This window comes from Flavobacterium sp. KH_001 (assembly GCF_057840745.1).
In genome coordinates, this window is the sequence record NZ_CM174520.1 from 3,400,875 (window position 1) to 3,416,441 (window position 15,567).

General features: G+C 34.6%; 12 protein-coding genes. 4 read left to right on the top strand and 8 right to left on the bottom strand.

Going from position 1 to position 15,567, the window contains the following annotated elements:
* Nucleotides 1-99 precede the first annotated feature (99 nt).
* Complete coding sequence (locus AC3ITQ_RS14750; RefSeq protein WP_489234932.1) at nucleotides 100-2,100, top strand: heavy metal translocating P-type ATPase; 2,001 nt, start codon at nucleotides 100-102, stop codon at nucleotides 2,098-2,100.
* Nucleotides 2,101-2,228: 128 nt separating this feature from the next.
* Nucleotides 2,229-4,304 carry a beta-galactosidase gene (locus tag AC3ITQ_RS14755; protein WP_489234933.1) on the top strand — a complete coding sequence of 692 codons (2,076 nt, stop codon included), beginning with the start codon at nucleotides 2,229-2,231 and terminating at the stop codon, nucleotides 4,302-4,304.
* 67 nt (nucleotides 4,305-4,371) lie between these two features.
* On the opposite strand, the gene AC3ITQ_RS14760 is transcribed toward AC3ITQ_RS14755, so the two are convergent.
* Both AC3ITQ_RS14760 and AC3ITQ_RS14765 read right to left on the bottom strand, forming a co-directional pair.
* Entirely contained in the window at nucleotides 4,372-4,770 is a 399-nt protein-coding gene (locus AC3ITQ_RS14760; protein WP_489234934.1) for a tautomerase family protein, read from the bottom strand.
* 51 nt (nucleotides 4,771-4,821) lie between these two features.
* Nucleotides 4,822-5,484, bottom strand: a complete 663-nt coding sequence (locus tag AC3ITQ_RS14765; protein ID WP_489234935.1) for a VOC family protein — start codon at nucleotides 5,482-5,484, stop codon at nucleotides 4,822-4,824.
* A gap of 268 nt (nucleotides 5,485-5,752) precedes the next feature.
* Here AC3ITQ_RS14765 and AC3ITQ_RS14770 point away from each other — a divergent pair, with 268 nt between their 5' ends.
* Nucleotides 5,753-7,198 carry a serine hydrolase gene (locus AC3ITQ_RS14770; protein ID WP_489234936.1) on the top strand — a complete coding sequence of 482 codons (1,446 nt, stop codon included), beginning with the start codon at nucleotides 5,753-5,755 and terminating at the stop codon, nucleotides 7,196-7,198.
* Nucleotides 7,199-7,273: 75 nt separating this feature from the next.
* On the opposite strand, the gene AC3ITQ_RS14775 is transcribed toward AC3ITQ_RS14770, so the two are convergent.
* The 6 genes from AC3ITQ_RS14775 to AC3ITQ_RS14800 all read right to left on the bottom strand — a co-directional run bounded on the left by AC3ITQ_RS14775 (nucleotide 7,274) and on the right by AC3ITQ_RS14800 (nucleotide 14,279).
* Nucleotides 7,274-8,626, bottom strand: a complete 1,353-nt coding sequence (locus AC3ITQ_RS14775) for a DUF3526 domain-containing protein (protein WP_489234937.1) — start codon at nucleotides 8,624-8,626, stop codon at nucleotides 7,274-7,276.
* Between the two features lies 1 nt (nucleotide 8,627).
* Nucleotides 8,628-10,079 (bottom strand): ABC transporter permease, encoded by a 1,452-nt coding sequence (locus AC3ITQ_RS14780; protein WP_489234938.1) that lies wholly within the window; start codon nucleotides 10,077-10,079, stop codon nucleotides 8,628-8,630.
* A 5-nt stretch (nucleotides 10,080-10,084) separates the two neighbouring features.
* On the bottom strand, nucleotides 10,085-12,379 hold the full coding sequence (locus AC3ITQ_RS14785; RefSeq protein ID WP_489234939.1) for a TonB-dependent siderophore receptor: 2,295 nt from the start codon (nucleotides 12,377-12,379) through the stop codon (nucleotides 10,085-10,087).
* 28 nt (nucleotides 12,380-12,407) lie between these two features.
* Nucleotides 12,408-13,103: an ABC transporter ATP-binding protein gene (locus AC3ITQ_RS14790; protein ID WP_489234940.1), complete on the bottom strand. Its 696-nt coding sequence runs from the start codon at nucleotides 13,101-13,103 to the stop codon at nucleotides 12,408-12,410.
* Between the two features lie 268 nt (nucleotides 13,104-13,371).
* A complete protein-coding gene (locus AC3ITQ_RS14795) occupies nucleotides 13,372-13,719 on the bottom strand; it encodes a hypothetical protein (RefSeq protein ID WP_489234941.1) in 348 nt (115 codons plus the stop codon).
* Between the two features lie 125 nt (nucleotides 13,720-13,844).
* Nucleotides 13,845-14,279, bottom strand: a complete 435-nt coding sequence (locus tag AC3ITQ_RS14800; RefSeq protein WP_489234942.1) for a DUF1810 domain-containing protein — start codon at nucleotides 14,277-14,279, stop codon at nucleotides 13,845-13,847.
* 412 nt (nucleotides 14,280-14,691) lie between these two features.
* Between AC3ITQ_RS14800 and AC3ITQ_RS14805 the strand changes: the two genes are divergently transcribed.
* On the top strand, nucleotides 14,692-15,441 hold the full coding sequence (locus tag AC3ITQ_RS14805; protein ID WP_072971019.1) for a 4-hydroxy-tetrahydrodipicolinate reductase: 750 nt from the start codon (nucleotides 14,692-14,694) through the stop codon (nucleotides 15,439-15,441).
* Nucleotides 15,442-15,567 lie beyond the last annotated feature (126 nt).

Here is a 15,567-nt window from a genome sequence, read left to right on the forward strand (position 1 = left end):
TAAAAACATTTGTCTTAAAATATGTAACTTTAGAAAGTGTTTTTCAGGCATTTTAAAGGTGAAACAAAGAAAACCTGAAACTTGAAACAAAAGAGATTTATGGAACATACAGAAGAAAAAATAATTAAAAAGAAAACAAACCAATCCGGTTGCTGTTCAGCACATGAAGAACATCATCATACTAAAGATGACGGACACGATCACGATCACGACCATGACCACGATCATGGTTGTTCTGGTGGTATGTTTCAAATGTTTCTTCCGGCAATAATTTCATTTGTCTTATTGCTCATCGGAATTGGGTTTGACAATTATTTTCCGCAAAGTTGGTTTTCCGGTTATGTTAGAATTGGCTGGTATATCATTGCTTATTTGCCGGTTGGACTTCCGGTTTTGAAAGAAGCTTACGAAAGCATTATGAAAGGCGATGTGTTTTCAGAGTTTTTCCTGATGTGCATTGCCACAATCGGCGCTTTTGCTATAGGAGAATATCCTGAAGGTGTCGCGGTTATGCTGTTTTACACGATTGGAGAAAACTTTCAGGGATTGGCGGTCGCACGAGCTAAATCGAATATTAAAAGTTTACTAGATCAGCGTCCGGATGAAGTCACTATTTTAGAAAATAATGTAGCGACAAAGGTCAAAGCGGCTGATGTTAAAATAGGAGCGCTTATTCAGCTCAGAGCAGGAGAAAAATTAGGCTTAGACGGAGAATTATTGTCCGATACAGCTTCGTTTAATACAGCAGCGCTTACAGGGGAAAGCAAGCCAGCAACCAAGAAAAAAGGAGAAACTGTTTTAGCCGGAATGATCAATGGAAATACCATCGCGCAGGTAAAAGTTACAACTGATTATAAAGACAGTAAATTGTCGAGAATCCTTGAAATGGTTCAGAATGCGACAACTAAAAAAGCACCGGCCGAATTGTTTATTCGAAAATTTGCCAAAATCTATACGCCAATTGTAGTATATCTGGCGATTGCAATTTGTTTGCTGCCAATTTTTTTTGTGGATAATTATGTTTTTAGCGATTGGCTTTACAGAGCGTTGGTTTTTCTGGTGATTTCTTGCCCCTGTGCTTTAGTTATCAGTATTCCACTGGGTTATTTTGGTGGAATTGGAGCAGCAAGTAAAAATGGAATCCTCTTCAAAGGAAGCAATTTTCTGGATAGTATTTCGACAATTCAGAATGTTGTAATGGACAAGACCGGAACCATGACCGAGGGCGTTTTTAAAGTGCAGGAAGTTATTATTTCGGATGGTTTTGATAAAGAAGATATACTCAAACTAGTTAATGTTTTAGAAAGCCAAAGCACACATCCGGTGGCGACTGCAATTCACAATTACGTAGGTGAAATTGATTCTTCAATTGAATTAAAAAACGTTGAAGAAATTTCGGGTCACGGCTTAAAGGCGGAGATTAACGGAAAAGAACTTCATGTTGGGAATTTCAAATTGATGGATAAATTCGGTATTAAATATGATTTGGATCCCAATTCAGTTGTCTATACTACAATCGCTATTGCGTATGATAAGAAGTTTGCCGGATATTTAACCATCGCAGATGAAATTAAAGAAGATGCTCACGAAACAGTCAGTAAACTAAAAGCATTAGGGGTTAAAGTAACGATGCTGAGCGGCGATAAAATTAATGTTGTACAATTTGTGGCCAATAAACTTGGAATTGCAAATGCCTTTGGAGATTTGCTCCCGGAGGATAAAGTCAATAAACTCAATGAAATTAAAGCAAAAAATCAAACTGTAGCTTTTGTAGGCGATGGCGTAAATGATGCTCCGGTAATCGCACTAAGTACAGTCGGAATTGCGATGGGAGGTTTAGGAAGTGACGCGACAATTGAGACGGCTGATATCGTAATACAAGACGATAAACCAAGCAAAATTCCGATGGCAATCAACATCGGAAAACAAACCAAAAAGATTGTCTGGCAAAATATTACTTTGGCTTTTGTAGTAAAAGCTTTTGTCTTGATTTTAGGTGCAGGCGGACTCGCAACCATGTGGGAAGCTGTTTTTGCTGATGTTGGAGTGGCGCTATTGGCGATATTGAATGCGGTTAGGATTCAGAAGATGAAGTTTTAAAAGTTTATATAGTACAGCTTAATTTGCATTATACTGGCCCCAAAAAGTCAGACACTATTTGGGGCAATTTTTAAAAGAAACAAAAAACGCTTTTATTTTTTTCATTATATTCGTAAAAAAAGAAATATATGAAAAAAAATTTAACCTTTTTTGTAAGTGTTGTTTTTACATTTATATTGAGTATTGATGCAGCATTTTCACAGATCAAGCAAGATAAGCTCTTGTTCGGGGTTGCATATTATGATGAATATATGCCTTATGAGCGACTGGATAAGGATATTAAAATGATGAAAGAAACCGGGATTAATGTCGTTCGAATTGCAGAATCGACCTGGAGTACTATGGAACCTCAGGAAGGAGTTTTTGATTTTAGTCACATTGATCGTGTTCTAAATGCGATGCATAAGGCAGGTATCAGTGTAATTATCGGTACGCCAACTTACGCTGTTCCAACATGGCTTGTCAAAAAACATCCAGATGTTTTGGCTATAACAAACCGTGGTCCTAACCAATATGGACCACGCCAGAATATGGATATCAGCAATGAGCATTTTAGAAGTGCTGCAGAGAAAGCAATTCGCAAAATGCTGGAACACATAAAAGATCATCCGGCTATTATAGGGTATCAAATTGATAATGAAACGAAATCATATGGCACAAGCGGGCCAAATGTTCAGGCCCAGTTTGTGGGGTATATGAAAAATAAATATCCTTCTTTAGATGATTTAAATAAGATTTTTGGACTCGACTATTGGAGTAACCGAATTAATAATTGGGATGATTTTCCTTCTGTTAACGGTAGTATTAATGCCAGCTTAAATGCTGAGTTTGCAAAATTTCAGCGTTCTCTTGTGACAGAATATTTAGGATGGCAGTCAAAAATAGTGAGAGAATATAAGAAACCAAGTCAGTTTGTAACTCAAAATTTTGATTTTGACTGGTGGGGTCATAGTTACGGAATTCAACCAGAAGTAGATCATTTTGCAGCATCAAAAGTTTTAGATATTTCGGGTGTAGACATTTATCATCCTTCGCAGGATAAACTTACCGGATTAGAAATATCATTCGGAGGTGATGTAGCGCGCTCCATGAAAGGCGGACAAAACTATTTCGTAATTGAAACTGAAGCTCAGGGCTTTGCTGAATGGGTTCCTTACCCAAAACAATTGCGATTGCAAGCCTTCAGTCACCTGGCATCAGGTGCTGATATGGTTTCTTATTGGCATTGGCATTCCATTCATAACTCGGCTGAAACCTACTGGAAAGGTTTATTAAGTCATGATTTTGAGCCAAATCCAACTTATGAAGAAGCCAAAACAATAGGTGCTGATTTTAAGAAACTGAGTCCGCATTTAATTCATTTAAAAAAGAAAAATGATGTCGCTATATTATTTAGCAATGAAGCTTTAACGGCCTATAATTCTTTTGGTCCGGGTAGCTATAACGGAATTCTGAGACCAATGTATGATGCACTGTACAAAATGAATGTGGGAGTCGATTTTATTGACCCTTCAAGTACTCAAATTGAAAAATATAAATTGATTGTTGTACCGGCCTTATATGCAGCACCGGATAGTTTATTAGTTCGTTTGAATAATTTTGTAAAAAACGGTGGACATATTGTTTACACCTTTAAAAGTGGTTTTTCAGATGAACATAACAAAGTTAGAACGCTACGCCAGCCGGGGATCATAAGCGAAGCCTGCGGTATAATATACAGCGAATTTACGATTCCTGACAAAGTAAGTCTAAAAGGCGATCCTTTTAATGTAGGAAAAGAGCAAAATAAAGCTGATAAATGGATGGAGCTGTTAGTTCCTACAACCGCAAAAGTTTTAGCATGGTACGATCATCCACAATGGGGGACTTACGCAGCAGTAACTCAAAATAATTATGGAAAAGGTATTGCGACTTATATCGGATTTGGTGCCAACAGTGCTATTAACGACAAAGTTTTAGAAGGTGCCGTAAAAAATGCAGGACTTTGGAGTAAAGATCAGGAATTGAAATTTCCTATAATAGTAAAATCAGGAGTGAATCAACAAGGAAAAATGATTCATTATTATTTTAATTATTCGGGAGATAATCAAGTTTTTACATATCCACATCCGAAAGGAAAAAACTTATTGACAGGTGAAAATATAATGGCATCAGGTCAGATTTCATTGCCTGCTTGGGAATTTACAATAATTGAAGAACTTTAGATTACCAATAGTTATCTGGAAAATACTAAAAGTCAAATTCAATAATTTGATTTTTAGTATTTTTAAATTACTTCTTCAAATGTTTTGGTTCCTGAATTTCGCCATTACCAAAAGACCAATTTTCAAGACCATTATTTTCCAGTAAAACAATAATAACATTGTTGATCAGAATCTCCGTAGAAGATGAAATTCTGGTGGCAATTTGCTGATACAATTTCTTTTTCTGTTCCAGTGTTCGCCCTTGTCCGGCAATGATTTGAACATACACGATTTCTCCAGAATGTGAGATCCCAAGATAACTTTCGGGATATTTTATTTGATGACTTTCTAATTCTTCAATAACATGAAAATAATCATCCTTGGGAATATGAAATTCTTCAATTAAAGATTGATGAATCGATTCCGAAATCTTATTTTTTGTTTCTAATGAAAGTTTCTTCGGAAGACTGATTCTGACAAATGGCATTTTTTGTGTAATTTTTGTTTCTGTAAAAATAAAGAATAGTAAGTTTTTAAATTAAGAAGCTGTATTAAAATTTAATTCAATTTCGGCGCCTTTATTTTCAATTCTAATATCTGTTTTATTGCTTTTTGAGGGAATTTCAGTTGGATACCAATTTCGATATGGTTTTACTATAATAAGCAAACCTTCATCATCTCCAATTGCAGCAAAAGTTTCACTATTAAAATTTTTCTCAAAAAACTTCAAATCATAACTTTCTATTAATTGCTCTCCTAATTCCATTGGATTTTCGTCAACAATACCAATTTCACTAATATTTAATATGGATTTAGAACTAAATTCCTTTATTTGAAAATTATCTAAATCATGTCTGGCAATAAACTCTAGTAAATTGCCATTATTATCGTAAAAATAAACGGCATTTGCATTCCAGGTTTCAAAGTTGGCAATGATGCGTTTGTCCTGAATGATTATCAAATCGACTTTGTCAGCACACCATTGAATGGCCTCTTCCAGTTTGTTTTCAGGAATATTAAAAGCAAAATGATAAATAGAATCAAATTCAGGGTTTTCAATAAATTTTAAAATCGAACTTCCCGCCTGAATAGCGAGGGAGTCAGACTTTTTTTCAAGGATTTTAAGACCAAGAATATCGTTATAGAATGTCTCAGTTTCTTGAATATTGTTGGTTTGAATTTGAATTTGCTGGAGTTTCATAACGGGTCTATTTTGAGAAGAGCAGAGTTCTTTTCGTTTCAAACAAATTTAAAAAATGATAATTTAAATTTTGTTAAGGAACTATTTTAAACTTCAATGCGTGGATAGTAAATTATTATGAAGATGTAGCAATTGGTTGATTTACTGCTAACGTTATTTTTGGATAGGCCAAAATTAATTACTTTATATTTATAGAATTTTGCTGACAAAAAATAAAATAACAAGTGTAACAAAGAATATAAAAGCACGTCTTACTTAAAATAATTTTATGATGCTAAAACAATTTATTTCGCTTATCGCCCTATTTTCCTTTGCTGTAATATCAGCACAAGAACAGGTAAAAATAACAAATGAAGCAAGTGCCAAAATTGATACCTATTTATCTGAAGTTATTGGCAAATACAATATACCAGGAATTTCTGTAGCTGTCATTAAGAACGACAAAATCATCCATAGAAATGATTACGGAAAAGCGAATATCGAATACAATATACCAGTATCTGATAAGTCTATTTTTAGAATTTATTCATTAACCAAAACGATTATTGTAACCGGAGCATTTCAATTAATAGAGCAAAATAAATTATCGTTAGAAGATCCAATTTCAAAATACTTTCATGATTTACCTGTTTCCTGGAATTCAGTTCAGGTAAAACATTTGATCACACATTCTTCAGGACTTCCGGATATTGTAAATTATGAGCAATTGCCAGAAAATGAAGCAAAAGAGAAAGTCTTTGCAGATGTCATACAATTTGAGAAAGGGCAAAAATTCGAATACAATCAAACTAATTTTTGGCTGCTTCAGAAAATTATCGAAAGTGTAAGTAAGCAAAATATTGAAACATTTATAAAAGATAATCAGTTCGCTCAAACAGATAATAAGAGTGTCTTTTTCTCCACAGATTCAAGAGATATTATTTCAAATAGAGTTACGCAATATTCTAATTATGCAACGGGTAAAATGCAAATAGAACTTCCAAACAACGGAAGTTATCTTAGTAGCTGTAATGGTCTCAACATGACGATGGATGCTTTCATACAATGGAATAGCAAATTCAATAATAATAAATTGATTAATGAGAAGTCTAAGAAAATGATGTGGGAAATCTTTCCATATGCCAAATCAGCTCATAAATTTACTTTTGGATGGGACCAGAATATAGTAAATGGACATACATCATATGGTTTTTCAGGAGGAAGAAGAGCTGCTTATCGAAATTTTCCAAAAGATAATTTAAGCATTATATTTTTAGCAAATGGAATAGGTAGTGATGTCTATATTGTAAATTTAGTAAATCGTATTGCTTATTTTGTGGATAATGATATTGTTGATTATGATTTTTTAGCATTAGAAACATTGCAGAAAACGACTAAGGAAAATATATCAAACTTCAAAAATGCTTTTGCTTCTTTAAAAAAAGATCCAAAATATTCGAATGTCAAATGGGAAGAACATTTAAATGGTATTGGATACACGTTGCTGTATCAAGATAAAAACGTAGCGGATGCAATAACAGTTTTCAATTTAAATGCCAGCGAATATCCTAAATCCAGTAATGCTTTTGATAGTCTTGCTGAAGCTTATGAAGTCAATAAGGATAAGAAAAATGCTTTATTGAACTATACAAAAGCAATGGAATTAAGCACTGACTCAACTTATCTTGCTCGGGTTAATAAAAAGATCAACGAATTAAAGGAAGTCTCAAAATAAAGCTAAATTTTAATAATAAAGCCTATTTCAAATTAATGAAATAGGCTTTCTATCAATTATTATGAACTGAAAAACTTAGAAAGTTTGTTTTTTTTTATTGAAATTTAGCCAGCCAAAACTCATTAAAATTAAATTGAACAGGAGCAAAGGAAGGAACGCTTTTGCAAAATCTAATTTTGAGTTATCTTCAAAAGTTTCAATCTTAAATTTCTCCCATTTTTCCTGATTTTCGGGAGTATTATCGAATATTTTAGGATAAAAATACAATCGCATTTTTTCATGAAATTGCTTAGTTTCCTTTAAAAATAAAAGCTGATTTCCTAAGTCAGATTTAGCAATCTCGTTCAGTTGTATTTGCGTATGAAGCGTTGGTACAAACTGCGCTATAAGTTTGCTGGCCCGATTGCGCTGTTTTAGTTTCAACTCCAATTCTCTGGATTGAATTGCCGATTCGTCGTCGCCCATTTGCTGCATCGCGTAATACCAAAGCCAGCTGAATTCGGTGTTTGGCAAAGGATAGTGTTTAAATTGCGGATAATGCGTGTAGAATTTGTCAAGTGTAATTTGTTTATCCATATCCCATTTTTCATGATAGGCATTTCTTTGTTTTAAAGTTAGTTCTAAAGCTTCGGGAACCGGATATTTATTGACAATGTATGAGTTGATGACAGCAGGTAATATGATGATCATAAAAAGCCAGATAGTCAATAAAATTAGAGCATTGAAGTTTGAGCTTTTTTGCAGTGAAACAATAAAGAAACTAACCGAAAACCAAAAAAGAATATATAAAATACCAAGTCCGTAAAAGACAAGCAAAGATTGATCTAATGGAATACTCAGAAAAAACGCCGCAATTATAAGTACAACGGTAAGCACCGCAATTAGGCTTACTATTCGGATGTAAAACAATTTCAGGATATAAAAATTTATATTGGAACTCTGGGTCGCAACAATTTTCCAGGTACCGCTTTCTTTTTCTTCGGAAATGATATTATATGAAAAAGCGATAATCAAAAGCGGAAAAAGATAAATAAGTACAAAACCAAAATCAAGATTTCCAGCCAACAGATTATTGGGATTATTTAACTCCGAATCATATTTCTGTGCTTCCAAACCACGAATCGTGACACTTTGTATCGACGGATTTACATCACGTTGCCCGATAGCAAGACTGTTTATGGGTAATGTTTTATTGACCAACGAAAATTTTATGTAATACAGCAAGAGCCCCATTTCATCTTTATGAAAAGCTGCATTTCTTGCAATATGCTCTTTTTGATAAAGCGCTGTTTCTGCTATATTTTGCTGTTGTTTTTGTTGAAATTGACAACCAATTAAGAGACTTATAAAACCGATGAGCAGTAAAAAAAGCAAACCAATTTTAGTTCCTTTCGAACGGATGAAATTTTTAAATAGTAATACTAACATATTAAATGGCTTTTAGGTTTTTAGCTGCGATTTTGATAAAAACAAAAAGCAGCAGAATCCAGAGAATTAGGGAGATAACTGAAAGGAGTTCGGTTTTTAAAACAGTCAGAATTCCTTTTGGCTCATAATGAAAAGAATCAATATCGGCCCAATGGTCTTTGTCAATTGTGATTGGTTTGTCTGTTGGTGCCGGCTTTTTATTACTGATGTATTTAATTTGTAACGCATTCATTTTTTGAGCCATATTATAACGGTAATTTTCAGCCTGTTTCTGAAAATCGATATAAGAATCGTAATCAGTGTTGGATAATCCCATTGATAAATTTTTCATGGCGATATAAGGGTTTAAAAACGAAACGGCTTTCGAAAAACTATTTTGCGTTTCATAAATTTGAAGTAAATCTTTCAAGTGCTGATTGTAAATTTTTGAACTGATTTTTTCCCCTTCGGTCATAATAAAACCGGAATAATTAAAAGGAAGTTTCTGTACCGAATCTACTTTGTAAGCGCGCAATAAGGAATCTTTGATTGCTTTATAATGCGGATCATTTGGATTATGGCTGTCGCCTTGTTTCAGAATATCTTTTTCAATATTACTATTGAAATGCACTTTCGAAGGTGCTTCAAAAATGTAAGCTCCAACGGCCTGTGTTGTTCTCGGCAAAATAATAGTGAAGAGCAGCCAGATTCCAATTAAGGAAATCAGTGCTTTTTTTGATGTTTTGCTTAAAGCAGAAACCAGAACCGCAATCGCGCAGAAAAACAACAGGTAAACAAAATGAAAGAGTATAAACAAAAGCATTTTTATCGTTTCATCCGTTGAAATGGTAAAGTTTTGAAGGAGCATCCAAACGAAAATAAGTACTAAAACTGCAGGTATAAAAAGCATCATAATAACACTCGCAACCCCAAGTATTTTGCCAAATAAAAGCTGTTTCCAACTGATTCCCTGGCTTAAAAGAAGTTTTAGTGTTCCGTTTTCTCTTTCGGCTGCGACCGAATTAAATCCGAGGAAAAAAATCAACAGTGGCAATAAAACCTGAAAAACCATTGCAATACTAATTTCTCCAAAACGCATAATACTGTTGGAGAATCCGGCTTCAGAGAAATTGGCTGTGTTTTGTTTGTGCGCTTCAAGAAATATGGCATTCCCGAAAAAAGGCTCCATTCCAAATTCAAAAACACTTAAAGAGGTGCTTTTGCGAAAGGCAAAATTTCCATAATGCGCCATCCGATGGGGATTTTTATCCGGATTGCTCAGCCAGTCTTCCCGTGACTGGTGCTGGTACTTTTCACTGGTTTCGTTCTGGCTGTTGTAGTTTTCCCAACCCGATATCGCTGCAAACAGTAAGAGAGCACCAATAAATAATGAGATTATAAATACGGCCGAATTTTTAAAAACCGTATTCCTTAAATGTTTTGCTATTAAAAGTTCTATATGTATGGATTTCATGCCAGTTAAAATTTATAAGTTACTGTCAGGCTTGCGTTTCGTGGGCTTCCGGGAAACAATCTCAAATAGTTTTGAGCACCTAACCAATACGTTTTATTAAATAAATTGCCTGCATTGACCGCAATCTGAATATTGCTATTATTGGGTTTATAATACAAAGCGGCGTCAAAAATCGTAAAATCAGGAAGAGTAAAATCTCTTGTAAACCAAGGTATTTTGCTGCTTTGATATTGCATACCGAAACCAACGCCAAAACCTTTTAAAACAGTCTCTGCAGCAAAGTTGTAGCGTGTCCATAAATTGGCGCTATTTTTTGGTGTATTTTGCTTTCTTGCACCAATAAGTGCAGGGTTCTGATCATTGATTATCTCAGCGTCGATGAAACTGTAAGAAGCATTAATCTGGCACTGCGGTGTAATATATCCAGCCAAATCACATTCAAAACCACGGCTGCGTTCAGCTCCTCTTGTTACCAATAAATCAGGATTAGCGGGATCATTAGCATTCATCAAAATATTGCGTTGATTGATTTCGTATAATGCTGCATTGAAACTCATCGTATTATTAAGAAAGACCGCTTTTAAGCCTACTTCTTTTAAATTACTTTCCAGAGGATCAAACAAACTTCCGGCGGGTAAGCTACCTGTTTGCGGCATCAAAGTAACGGTATTCGATTGTGGCTGATAACCTTCAAGATAAGTGGTGTAAACGTTTATGGCTTTGTTTATGGCGTAAGTGATCCCAACTCTCGGCAGCAAAGCCGATTTCTTTACGGTCAGTTCATTATTTGATTCGTAATTGGTAATATCTTCAAACCATTCCTGTCTTAGGCCTAGTAAAAAGGTAATTCTTTGCCATTGAATCTGATCCTGAATATAAAGGGCGTTTGTTGTGGTTAAAGCCGACGGTAAAGCAGTTCGAACATTTAAAGTATAATCGTCAGCACTTGTGATTTTATAAGACGGATTATTTAAATTAAAATAATCTACATTGGGTTTCGGCATTACAACGCCATCAATAGTGGTAGTCTGGTAGTTATCTGCATTTGCCGGAATAAATGAACCGGCTACAGTTCCGTCTTTTAATAGATAGCCACGCGCTGCATTTTGCCCACCGCCCTTATTTTTGTTCCAACTGCTTAAATCATATCCTGTAAGTAGTTTATGATTGAGTTTTCCTGTTTTGAAATCAAAGTTAAAATAGGCGCTTAAATTGTCAATATCCCAATTTTGCTCACGCTGAACAAACTGCATCATGGCCAGACTTGTTACCGGCTTATTGTTCATATCAACCGCAAAAGCATTGGTTGTGCGGTGTTCCTGAAGATCCTCTGTCCAGGTTTGTTTCATATAGGAGGCATTAAAACCAATTTTAGAATTGAATTTATGTGCAAAGTTGGTCATCAAAATCATTTCTTTTGATTTGAAAAAATCACTCGCAGCGCCTAAATTTAAACTGATTGGTGTTTTGTTTAAATCGGTTTTTCCGGCAACGGCACCAAAAATTGGCTGCCCCCGATCCAGAGTACCGTTCATATTGCTTAAAATCAACTCGGTATTAATAGCCGTTTTTTCATTCGGGATGTAACTGAAAGAGGGTGATAGCAGAAATGACTTATTGTTGACCAAATCCCGAAACGATTTGGCTTCCTGATAAGCCCCATTTACACGATACAAAAGTGTTTTTGATTCGTTTAACGGCCCTGTAAAATCTAATGTTCCTCGAAGTGTACTGAAACTGCCAACACTTAGACTCACTTCTTTTCGGTCTGTCGCCAAAGGTTTTTTGGTCACCATATTAATGCTTCCACCCGGGTCTACAGACGAGAATGTGGCGCTCGAAGGCCCTTTTATAACTTCTATACGTTCGATATTAGTGGTCAAAGGTTGTAGAAAATAATATTGTCTGGTTCGCATTCCGTTAATAATTTGGCCCTCTTCATTTTGACTGATACCGCGAATGGTGTATTGATTGTAGTAACTGGCGGGAATAACACCACTGGCCATTTTTACGGCATCTGCCAAATAAAAAGCACCTTTATCAGCAATTAATTCTTTGGTAATTGTAGAAATTGACTGTGGAATATCTTTATTTAATGCTGCCGTTTTTGTAGCAGAAAAAGAGTAGTCGCTGTTGTATTTTCGTGTCGATCGTCCCACGATTTCAACAGTTTGTAATTCATTTTTTTCCATTTGAATGGAATCCTGAGCAAGGCTGTCTTTGACTTTTTTGCTAATGGCTTGTGAATGCAGATATTGTGCACTTATAAATAAGAATAAAAAGGAAAGTAAATTTTTCATTTTTGGTTGATGGAAACTACTTTTCCTTTTAAACAGTTTGTAAATAAAGTGCTTCAAGTTCATTTGCCGATATTTTCTCAGCCTCAATAATGGTGACGAGATTGCCTTGTTTCATAATTCCGATATGAGTGGCGACCTCACGTGCTCTGAAAATGTCATGTGTAGCCATTAAAATAGCGGTTCCATCAGCTGAAAGTTCTTTTAGGATCTGGGAGAATTCATTAGAAGCTTTTGGATCTAAACCACTGGTAGGTTCATCTAGCAAAAGAACCTTCGCTTTTTTTGCAATGGCAATGGCGATACCTACTTTCTGACGCATTCCTTTTGAGTAACCACCAAGTGGCTGATGATGTGCCCTTGTTTGCAGTCCGGCTTTGCTTAGGAAATATGTTAATTCACCATCAGAATATTTAAATCCGGCCAAAGACGAGAAAAACTTAAGGTTTTCCATGCCCGTAAGATTCGGATAAAGCATCACTGTTTCGGGAATGTAAGCAACGAATTTTTTTGTTTCCTGAGCATTTTCAGTTACCGAAACACCATTAATTTCCAGTTCTCCACTCGTAGGTTCAATGAAGCCCAGAAACAGATTGATAGTGGTAGTTTTTCCAGCTCCATTTTGCCCTAAAAGAGCGAATATTTCTCCTTCTTTGATTGTTAGATTGAGTTTGTTAAGCGCGATTTGGTCGCCATATTTTTTAGTCAGATTCTCAGCTGTAAGCATAATTTTATTGATTTGGATTATGAGTTTGAATGAATAGAAACCGTAAAACGACAGGAGCATTCTGTTCGTAAACAGTGCTTTATCGGGTTTGCGGAAAAAAGAAGGATTATGTATTGAAGCTAATACAATAGCTTAATTTCAATATTTAAAAAATGCCGTTTTATAGCTTATCGATAATTGGATAAGAGCTATAAATACAATTTTCTTTCGTCCAGATGTAGAAAATGGACAAACAAGTATGGCTTTTATAAAATGTTGAAGGTAATGCTTAAAGAGCAGGAGGTGCTCTTAATGCAAAAAGACTGCCTTTGAAGAAAGTTGAAACTGATTTTGTATATAGAAATACGCTAGAAGTTTCAATTTGTACTTTTTCAAAAGATAAGGACTGAAAAGAATTCGGAATAAAAGTACTAAAAGCAAAATGACAAATCTGACATTTAGTATCAACAGAATGGCTATGTGTTATTTCCTTTTGATTGGCACTGGTATGATGCTCACAATGCTTTTCTGTTAACTGTGTTAAAAGATGTTCGTAAGAATGGACCGTCTGAAACAGCATTGCGGACAATACCATTAGAGACATCAAAAAATTAATAATAATAACTTTCTTTTTCATTCTTTTTGGGAGAACTATGCGAATTATAACAAACGCAACAGTGTTGCAAATATAGTTATCTTAATTAGAAACGAAAGGAAATCACTTTATCTTTTTGAGATTTTTAAGTTAAGTTTTCAATGCTTTTAAAGATTGCTGTACAATAGCTGTAACGTATGAAAGTCTGATGATCCGTCAAAATATTTATGCAATGCCTCCTGAAATATGGGTTCCGAGTTTTGAATGCTGGCGAATAAAGTCAAACATGATTGTAGTTTTTCATCATCAGGATTACCGAATATATCTGCTGCTGTTTTTTCTTCGTTTTTGATTAATTCTTCTGTGATTTCAATCAAATGTTTTCCAAGAATGGGATGTTCCAGAAAAGCTATCGCTTCGTCGGCATTTTTAATTTCGTAAAATTTTGAGGTATCACAAGAGGCCATTCCCTTAATTTGAGGAAAAACAAACCACATCCAAGGAGATTCTTTTTTACCTTTTTTAATTTCAGAAAGCGCTGATAGGTATAATTTATTCTGCGCGTCTAAAAAACGCATTAATTCGTTGCTATTGTAGGCCATTATGTACTGATTTTGTTTGGGACAATCAGACCATAAAACTACTTAAAATTTGTTTAGTTGGATATTAAGAAATCTTTTTTTTTATCATGGTTTTTCTAAAAATAGGATAATGAAAAATTAAGCACTTTTTAATCTGCCAAATTTGCGAATTCTTTATTTAAAGAAAGAAAATAATAGAAGAGCAATTAATTCCAAAATGCGCAGACAAAAAAATTAGCACTATTATTCTGATTAACTACGGTTTTAATTGTTACAAATGCCACTTTTTGCTAGTATTCCTGTGATAATATTTCTATTTTAGCGAGAGAGGATAATTATCAGCTTAGATAATAATTAAATTTTAGACTTGACAAAAACTTCAAAAAATGTCAATTTCTGTTAACGGGTATTTCGCCCAATAAAAAAATAAATTATGAAAATAGGACTAATCGGATTCGGAAAGACGGGAAAATCAGTAGCATCAATACTGCTGGAAAATAAAAAATTTTGCTTAGAGTGGGTTTTAAGACAAAGTACCGTTTTAGAACACAGATCGGTTCCGGAATTTTTCGGAATTCAGTCAGATGAACCCGGATTAATTTATTCCAGTTCTAAAACATCAATAGAAGAGCTTTTAGATAAACACCCTGTTGATGTTATTATTGATTTTTCTTCGAATGAAGGAATTTACGATTATGGAGAACTGGCTGCGACAAGGAATATTAAAATCATTTCGGCTATTTCTCATTATAAAGAAAAAGAACTTCAGTTATTAAAGAAATTATCCCTTAAAACCACTGTTTTTTGGTCACCGAATATTACACTTGGAGTGAATTATTTACTTTTTGCAGCTAAGTTTTTGAAGAAAATTGCACCCTGGGTGGATATTGAAGTGAATGAAGAACATTTTAAAAAGAAAGAAGGAACTTCAGGAACCGCAATAAAAATTGCAGAAGCATTAGATGTTGAGAAAGAAAATATTAATTCTGTTAGAGCAGGAGGAATCGTAGGCAAACATGAAGTGATCTTCGGATTTCCCTATCAAACGGTTAGACTAATTCACGAATCAATCTCAAGAGAAGCTTTTGGAAGCGGCGTTGTTTTTGTTGCCGAAAATCTAAAAGACAAACAAAAAGGGTTGTATAATTTTGAAGATATTTTATCGCCTTATTTTGCTGTGTGATTTGCTGCGAAGGCACTAAGACACGATGTTTTTTACGCTTTAGACTTTGCTGCTCTGCGATTTTGTGTGTAATGAGAGTAAGATAGCTTAAAAAATAATTGTACAAAGAAGTATATAAAAGCTTTG